Below are 8370 nucleotides of genomic sequence, written 5' to 3' on the forward strand. Positions count from 1 at the left end.
CCACCCGAGGTGGCCCCGGTCGCCGCCGCCGCGGCACCCGCCGCGCCGACACCCGCGCCGCCCGCGATGACCCCGAGGGCCTTCGCGTACCCGGCGGCACCGAACCAGCCGATGACGGCCACCGGCACGACCGCCGGGATACCGCTCGCGACTTCCTGGATCTGCGCGGCCGCGAGCCGGCACTTCGCGCACTCCTCCAGGTGCTTGCGCAGGCCCCGCTCGGCGCGCACCCGCAGCTTGCGGCGGGCGTACCCGCCGAGCTGGTCGGCGTAGCGCGCGCACTCCTCGTCGCTCACGAGGCTCGCGCTGACGTGGGCCTGGAGGTACGCCTGCTTCAGCCCCTCACGGGCCCGACTGGCCAGCACGCGCGTGCCGTTGGCGTCCAGGCCGAACAGCACGGCCACGTCGCTCGGCGACTCGTCCTCCACCTCGGTGTGCCAGAGCACGGCCTGCCAGCGCTCGGGCAACGAGCGGAACGCCTGCATCGCCATCGACTGCTCGGCCTCGTGCATCGCGCGCACGTCGGCGCCGAGTTCCAGCGTGTCGTCGTCGGACACCTCGGAGGAACGGGCGGACTGCTGCGCGAACACCGCGAAGTCGTCGACTAGTTGCTCGCGCCGGGCCGACTTGGTCCAGTGCGCGGCGACCCGGCGCACCGAGGTCAGCAGATAGGCGCGCACCGCGTACTCGGGGCCCGAACCGCCGCGCACCGCCTGGAGCATCCGCGCGAACACCTCGGCGGTCAGGTCGTCGGCGGTGTGGCCGTCGCGGCAGCAGGTACGCGCGTAGCGCTTCACCGCGTCGGCGTGCCTGCGGTACAGCTCCTCGTACGCGGAGTCGTCACCGGCCCGCATCCGCTCGATCAGTTCGCTGTCGGCGGGAGGCATGTCGACGGGAGGCATGTCACGCGGCGGCGGCAGCACACTGCCCTCGCGCTGAGCGGGGAGACTCGCCTCGGCGGACTCGGCCTGACGCGGCTGCTCGGCCCCGGGACCGCGGCCGCCCTGGCTCGGCACCTGCGGCGACGTCAGCCCCCCGGACTCCGCGTCGCCCTCACCGCGCGCGCCGTCCCACCCGTCGACACTCATCCCCGAAAATCCCCCGATGCCCGGCACAGCCGATTCCGTACCGGCTCAGGGTGCCACAAAGGTTTACACCCCTGGGCCACTCGTCCGACCCATCACTCGTCCGGGCGGATTATCCGCACGCCTTGCGAACAGGATCCGAACAGAGCGTTCACGCAAGGGTGTTGTTGATCTTCGGAGGTGAGATGCGGAGGGCTCTACGGCGTCCGGGCCCGGCGGAGTCACCGGGCCCGGCGGAGTCACCGGGCCCGGCATCGTTCCTCGCGGGCCTACGCCGGGCGGGACCGCAGGCCCTCCAGCAGGATCTCCAGCAGCCGGGCGGAAGCGGCGGCCTGTTGGGCCGCGTCCGGCAGGGAAGGAGCCGCCGTGGCGATGACCAGGAGGACGTCGGCCACGGAGACGTCGGGGCGGAGTTCGCCCGCCGCCCGGGCCCGGTCCACCAGGCGGCCGACCACCTCGAGCAGCGCGGCCACGCTCGTGGACTCGTCCGCCACCAGCCGGAGTTCACCCGAACCGGGGACCGGCTGCGAGCGCTGCTGCGGCACGCGGGCCTCGTCGTCCGCGACGCCCACCCGCAGCACCTGCGGCGGCAGCAGCCGTCCCGCGCCCGACGCCACGGAGGTCCGCAGGAAGCGCGACAGCGCCGACCACGGCTCGTCCTCCTGACCGAGCGCGGCCCGCGCCTGCTCGGTCAGCCGCGCGGTCTCCTCCTCGGCGATCCGCCGGACCAGCACGTCCTTGCTGGGGAAACGCCGGTACACCGTGCCGACCCCGACCCGCGCGCGCCGCGCCACGTCCTCCATCGGCGCGCCGTACCCCAGCTCGCCGAAGACCTCACGCGCCGCCCGCAGCACGTGCTCCAGATTGCGCTGCGCGTCCACCCGCAGCGGCGCCGAGCGCGGACCGTCCCCGCGTTTGCCGCCGGGCGTCACGACGGACGCGGCCGACCAGTGCGTGTCCTGAAGATGCATGTGTTCCCCCGGTGATGACGTCTCCCCCCGGAGACTCCCCGCCACTGATGCCGGACGTACGCGGAACCGGCCCGGTCCCTGAGCGGAACCGCTCCGCGCGGGCCCCGTTCGGCCACATTCCCCGCACTCCGTCGACACATGAACATAGTTGAGAGGGCGTCAATTCAGAAGGGGTAGGTTCCGCACAGTGCGCCCCCGATCGGACTACGAGCCATCTATGTCCGGATTCCATGCCTTCACGACCGCCCGTGGCACCCGACGGCACCGTCCGATTCCCCCGTCCGGGCGGCGCGTCCGGCGCGACGCGCAACCGTCTTCCGGTCACACAAATCGCCGGGGCTGTGGACAAACAAAGGCGCCGGGTGCGTCATGGGAGGGTGAAGGAACGCGCGCGCATTCTGGTCGTCGGCGGCGGCCACGTCGGGATGTACACCGCCCTGCGTCTCCAGCGGAAGCTGAAACCGCAGCTCAGACAGGGCGATGTCGAGATCACCGTCGTCAGCCCGGACCCCTATATGACGTATCAGCCGTTCCTGCCGGAGGCGGCGGCGGGCTCGATCTCGCCCCGCCATGTCGTCGTCCCGCTGCGCCGCGTCCTGGACCGGTGCCGTGTCGTCGTCGGCGAGGTCACCTCCCTCGACCACACGGCCCGCACCGCCGCCGTCCGCACCCTCGCCACCGCCGAACGCGACGCCCCGGACGAACTCCTCGGCTACGACGAACTCGTCCTCGCCCCCGGCTCCGTCGCCCGCACCCTGCCGATCCCCGGCCTCGCGGAGCACGGCATCGGCTTCAAGACCGTCGAGGAGGCCATCGGACTGCGCAACCACGTCATCGAACAGCTCGACATCGCCTCCTCCACCCGCGACCCAGCCGTCCGCGACGCGGCCCTCACCTTCGTCTTCGTCGGCGGCGGCTACGCGGGCGTCGAGGCCCTCGCCGAACTGGAGGACATGGCCCGCCACGCCACCCGCTACTACCCCGGCATCCGCCCCGAGGACATGAAGTGGATCCTCGTCGAGGCCACCGGCCGCATCCTCCCCGAGGTCGGCCCCGAGCTGGGCCGCTACACCGTCACCCAGCTGCGCCGCCGCAACATCCGCGTCCTGCTGGAGACCCGCCTGGAGTCCTGCGCCGACCGGATCGCCGTACTCAGCGACGGACAGCGCTTCCCCACCCGCACCCTCGTCTGGACCGCGGGCGTCCGCCCCCACCCCCTGCTCGCCGCCACCGGCCTGCCGCTCACCGAACGCGGCCGGCTGCGCTGCACCGCCGAGCTGGCCGTCGAGGACACCCCGCACGCCTGGGGCGCGGGCGACGCCGCCGCCGTCCCGGACGTCACCGCCGGACCCGGCACCGAGACCGCGCCCAACGCCCAGAACGCCGTACGCCAGGCCCGGGTCCTCGCCGACAACGTCGTCCACACCCTGCGCGGCGAACCCCCGGAGACCTACGCGCACACCCACGCCGGTTCCGTCGCCTCCCTCGGCCTGCACAAGGGAGTCGCCCAGGTGTACGGACGGCGGCTCACCGGATTCCCCGCCTGGCTCATCCACCGCGTCTACCACCTGAGCCGGATCCCCACCGCCAACCGCAAGGCCCGCGTCCTGGCCGAGTGGACCCTCGCCGGACTCTTCCGCCGCGAGATCGTCTCGCTCGGCTCGCTCGAACACCCTCGCGCAGAGTTCGAACTGGCGGCCGGTGGAATTCCCCCGCATCCCCCGTACGACAACCCGAAGGGGTCGTCCTGACCGGACCCGGGAACTCCACCCGGCACCGGGGCGTCTGACGGATATCGCCCCGGACGGCCACCTGCCAGACTGCCCATGTCCCCGGCCGGGCATCCGCCCGCACTCAGCACACACGAGGCTTTCCCCACTGTGAACTTCACGCGCTGGAGCGCCCGGCTCCCCGGAACGCAGCGCCGCGCCGCGGCACGGACCGAGCAGGCGGTGCAGGCGGTGTCCCCGAACCCACCGGGAGAAGGCTCCGTGCCCGCCGCCCGCGGCGAACACCCCGACGGACAGACGGCCTTCGTCCCCGCCGTCGACGAACTGCCCGCACGCGAGGTCCTCGACCGCGTCCCGGCCCTCGTCGCCCTCGTCCACGGGCCCGACCACAGCCTCGCCTACGTCAACGACGCCTACCGCGCGGCCTTCGGCGCCCGCACCCCCGGCGAACCCGCCCGCGAGGCTCTCCCCGAACTCTCCGAGCTGGGCCTGCTCCCCCTCCTCGACCAGGTGCTGCGCAGCGGCCGCTCCCGCACCCTGAAGTCCCGCCGCGCCGTCGACGGCCGCTTCTACACCTTCACCTGCACCCCGGTCACCGAGGGCGGCGACCGCGACGCGGGCGTCCTCGTCTTCGCCACCGACGTCACCGACCACGCCGAGGCCGCCGAACGCCTGCGCGCCAGCGAGCGCCGCCAGCGCGAGACCGCCGTCACCCTCCAGCGCTCCCTGCTCCCCCAGGACCTGGAGGAACCCGACGACCTGCGCGTCGCCGCCACCTACCAGCCCGGCGGCACCGAGGCCGCGGTCGGCGGCGACTGGTACGACGTCATCACCCTCGGCGGCGGCCGCACCGCCCTCGTCATCGGCGACGTCATGGGCCGGGGCGTGCGCGCCGCCGCCGTCATGGGCCAGCTCCGCACCGCCGTCCGCGCCTACGCCCGCCTCGACCTGCCGCCCCACGAAGTGCTCCAGCTGCTCGACGGCCTCGCCGTCGAGATCGACGCCAACCAGATCGCCACCTGCGTCTACGCCGTCCACGACCCCAACGAGGGCCGCCTGGTCTACGCCTCCGCCGGCCACCTCCCGATCCTCGTCCGCGACGAGAACGGCACCGTGCTGCGCGCCGACGAACCCACCGGCCCTCCGCTCGGCACCGGCGGCTGGGTGCACGCCTCCGGCTCGGTCCCCCTCGGCCCCGGCTCCATGGCCGTCCTCTACACGGACGGCCTGGTCGAACGGCGCGACGAGGACCTGGACGAGGGGATCGCCGCCCTGGAACGCGCCCTCGCCGGAGCCACCGGCAGCCCCCAGGTCGTCTGCGACCGACTGGTCCGCTCTGCCGGAGTCACCGCCGACCACGACGACGACGTGGCCGTCCTGGTCCTCCAGCACCCCGCGCGCACCGGCCCCGAGGGCGACCTCTTCCGCAACGCCGCCCTCGACCTGCTCGGCGGCATCGAGGCGGCCCCGCGCGCCCGCGCCTTCGCCTCCGGCGTGCTCACCAGCTGGCGCTTCCCCGTCGAACTGCACGACCTGGGCGTCCTGGCCGCCAGCGAACTGGTCGCCAACTCCCTCCAGCACGGCATCCCGCCCATGCGGCTCCGGCTCCGCCGCACCGACCGCCGCCTGATCATCGAGGTCACCGACGGCGACGACCACCTCCCGCGCCGCCGCCGCGCCGAACCCGCCGACGAGTCCGGCCGCGGCATCGACATCGTGGCCACGATCGCCTCGTCCTGGGGTGCCCGGAAGACACCGGGCGGCGGCAAGGCGGTCTGGTGCGAGTTCCTGCTGCCGAAGAGCTGAGGGCGGGGCCCCGGAGAGGCAGGCGCTGAGGGGGCTCAGGCGCTGACGGACTCCGCCGACGCCTTGCCCCGGGCCACCACCCGGCTCTGCACCAGCGACCACGGCCGGTCCTGCCCGGCCGTGAGCCGCCGCCCCAGCCGCAGCGCCAGCACGGTGATCGCCAGCGAGAACAGCACGAACGTCACGATGTACGGCGCGTGCAGCGAGGCCCCGAGCGGACCGCCCACCGCCGGACCGATGGCCAGCGCGAGCTGCTTGACCAGCGCGAAGGCCGAGTTGTACTGACCGGCCCTGCCCTCGGGCGCCAGATCCGCCACCAGCGGGGCGAGCGTCGGCGACAGCATCGCCTCACCCAGCCCGAACAGCGCGTACGTCGACACGAACGCGGCTGTGGCCATCTCCCGGCTGCCGTGCCCGAGCCCCGCGTACCCCGCCGCCAGCCAGGCGACGGTCCAGATCAGCCCGACGAGCGCGATGACCCGCGACCGGCGCCGCCGCTCGACCAGCTTCAGCACGGCGAACTGCGCCACGACGATCATCATCGTGTTGGCCGCCAGCGCCGTGCCGAGGGTGGAGGCGGATATCCCGGCCGCCTCCACGCCGTACGCGCTCAGCCCGGACTCGAACTGGCCGTAACAGGCGAAGAAGAGAACGAATCCCAGGACGCAGAGCTGCACCATCGCGCGGTTGCCGGCCAGCTGCCGCCAGCCTCCCCTGGCCGCACCCTCCGGCTGGTCCGCGATGTGGGGCGCGCGCGGCATCCGCACCGTCGTCATCACCACGACCAGCAGCAGGAAGATCGCCGCCTCGAACGCGAACAGCAGGGTGAAGGAGGAGACCTTCGTCGTGTCGACGAGGTGGCCGCCTATCAGTCCGCCTATGCCGAGCCCGAGGTTCTGCAGGAAGAACTGCATCGCGAACGCGCGCGAGCGGGTCTCGGTCGCCGAGCAGTCCACGATCATCGTCGCCAGCGCGGGCTGCATCACGGCCTGCCCGGCGCCGAGCGCCGCCGCCGTCACCATGACCGTCGCCGCGCTGCTCGCCAGGCCGAGACCCAGAGCGCCGAGCGCGGCCAGGACCAGGGCGGCGAGCAGGACGGGCAGCGGTCCGCGCCGCACGATCGCGCGGCCCGCGAAGGGCAGCACGACCAGCGCGGCCGCGGCGAAGACGGCGAGCACGAGTCCCGCCGTCATCGCTCCCAGTCCCCGCACCTGCGCCACATAGACGTACAGATACGGGACCGTGAAGCCGAGCCCGAACGCACTGAGTGCGTTCCCCACGTGGATGCGGCGCATCGCCGCCCCCATCGCCCTGGTCACGTTCACCTCTTTCACCGGTTGGTCCTACTAGTTAGGACTGAAGACTTCAAAGCTAAAGTTCGAAGCTAAAGATTACATACCGAAGGACTTCAAAGCAAGGAGAGCCCGTGCCATACTGCGCCCATGGCCGACACCCCCGGCGTCACGGAGCCGACACTCGAAGAACAGATCGCCGCCTACCAGCGCGAGTTCCGGGACCTGGACCCCCAGGTCGAGAAGATCGTGTCGGCGCTGTCCCGGCTGAACCGCCGGATGAACGTCGCCTACGGCCGCCAAACCTCCGAGCTCGGCATCAGCAACGCCGAGTGGGAGGTCCTGAAGGCACTCGTCCTGTCCGGCGCCCCCTATCGCATGGGCCCCGGCGAGCTGGCGAAGCGGCTCGGCCTCACGCCGGCCGCGATGACCCACCGGATCGACCGCATGGTGGGCGAGGGCCTGGTCACCCGTGAGCGCGACGAGTCCAACCGCGTCCGCGTCATCGTCGAGCTGACTCCCGGGGGCCGCGAGAAGTGGCTGGAGGCCATGCGCCTCGCCACCGTCTTCGAGGAGGACCTGCTCCAGGACCTCACTCCGGCCGAGCGCGCCGTACTCGGAGAGGTCCTCACCCGACTCCTGCGCCGCGTGGAGCACGCCCAGCCGGACGCGGACGGTCGGCTCACCGACCTGGACTGACCTGCCGCTCAAAAAAATCTTGACAGCGGGGGTTGACTCGTCCCCTGCGGATCCGTAAAGTTCTTCGGGTTGCACGGAGACGTAACGGTTCTCCCGCAACACTCCGCCGCTTCGAGCGGCACCACAAACCACCAGCACGATCTCCCCCTGGGATTGCTTTCGGCGTGTCCGAATTCAATTCGAATGAGGCTCGGCAGCCCGATTAGGAACTGCCGGGGTTGATCCGCTAAGGTTTGAGACGTCGGAACGGCCGCGAGGCCGGGAAGACAAACCCCGCTGACTGGGGGTCAGACACTGAAAAGGATCTGATAGAGTCGGAACCGCCGGAAAGGGAAACGCGAAAGCGAGAACCTGGAAAGCGCCGAGGAAATCGGAACGGAAACGATCTGATAGAGTCGGAAACACCGAAGGGAAGCCCGGAGGAAAGCCCGAGAGGGTGAGTACAAAGGAAGCGACCGTTCCTTGAGAACTCAACAGCGTGCCAAAAATCAACGCCAGATTTAGTTGATACCCCGTCTCCGGTCATCACGATCGGGACGAGGTTCCTTTGAAAAAACACAGCGAGGACGCTGTGAACGGTCGAGCCTATTCCGCTCGACTGTTCCGCTCATCGTGGTGTTGCACCGGATTACCGGTAAACATTCACGGAGAGTTTGATCCTGGCTCAGGACGAACGCTGGCGGCGTGCTTAACACATGCAAGTCGAACGATGAACCACTTCGGTGGGGATTAGTGGCGAACGGGTGAGTAACACGTGGGCAATCTGCCCTTCACTCTGGGACAAGCC

At 71.3% G+C, this 8370-nt stretch carries 6 protein-coding genes and 1 rRNA gene; 4 read left to right on the top strand and 3 right to left on the bottom strand.

What is annotated here, in order from left to right:
* Together GTW40_RS23110 and GTW40_RS23115 are read right to left on the bottom strand one after the other, a co-directional pair.
* Positions 1 to 1088 (bottom strand): sigma-70 family RNA polymerase sigma factor (locus tag GTW40_RS23110; RefSeq protein ID WP_161182108.1); only part of this gene is annotated, 1088 nt, incomplete at its 3' end.
* Between the two features lie 266 nt (positions 1089 to 1354).
* Positions 1355 to 2056, bottom strand: coding sequence for a TetR/AcrR family transcriptional regulator (locus tag GTW40_RS23115; protein ID WP_161182109.1), 702 nt, complete (start codon positions 2054 to 2056; stop codon positions 1355 to 1357).
* A gap of 377 nt (positions 2057 to 2433) precedes the next feature.
* Between GTW40_RS23115 and GTW40_RS23120 the strand changes: the two genes are divergently transcribed.
* Positions 2434 to 3807, top strand: coding sequence for an NAD(P)/FAD-dependent oxidoreductase (locus tag GTW40_RS23120; protein ID WP_161182110.1), 1374 nt, complete (start codon positions 2434 to 2436; stop codon positions 3805 to 3807).
* A gap of 129 nt (positions 3808 to 3936) precedes the next feature.
* Complete coding sequence (locus tag GTW40_RS23125) at positions 3937 to 5592, top strand: SpoIIE family protein phosphatase (protein ID WP_161182111.1); 1656 nt, start codon at positions 3937 to 3939, stop codon at positions 5590 to 5592.
* Positions 5593 to 5627: 35 nt separating this feature from the next.
* On the opposite strand, the gene GTW40_RS23130 is transcribed toward GTW40_RS23125, so the two are convergent.
* A complete protein-coding gene (locus GTW40_RS23130; RefSeq protein WP_202486302.1) occupies positions 5628 to 6887 on the bottom strand; it encodes an MFS transporter in 1260 nt (419 codons plus the stop codon).
* A gap of 147 nt (positions 6888 to 7034) precedes the next feature.
* Between GTW40_RS23130 and GTW40_RS23135 the strand changes: the two genes are divergently transcribed.
* Entirely contained in the window at positions 7035 to 7583 is a 549-nt protein-coding gene (locus GTW40_RS23135) for a MarR family transcriptional regulator (RefSeq protein WP_161182112.1), read from the top strand.
* Between the two features lie 641 nt (positions 7584 to 8224).
* A 16S ribosomal RNA gene (locus tag GTW40_RS23140) occupies positions 8225 to 8370 on the top strand; the annotation flags it as partial.

The organism is Streptomyces sp. SID4985, from assembly GCF_009863025.1.
GTDB lineage: Bacteria > Actinomycetota > Actinomycetes > Streptomycetales > Streptomycetaceae > Streptomyces.

Excerpts from the sequence above, each read along its gene's own strand:
- GTW40_RS23115 (WP_161182109.1), bottom strand. The coding sequence starts at position 2,056 with ATGCATCTTCAGGACACGCACTGGTCGGCCGCGTCCGTCGTGACGCCC.
- GTW40_RS23130 (WP_202486302.1), bottom strand. The coding sequence starts at position 6,887 with ATGCGCCGCATCCACGTGGGGAACGCACTCAGTGCGTTCGGGCTCGGC.
- GTW40_RS23135 (WP_161182112.1), top strand. The coding sequence starts at position 7,035 with ATGGCCGACACCCCCGGCGTCACGGAGCCGACACTCGAAGAACAGATC.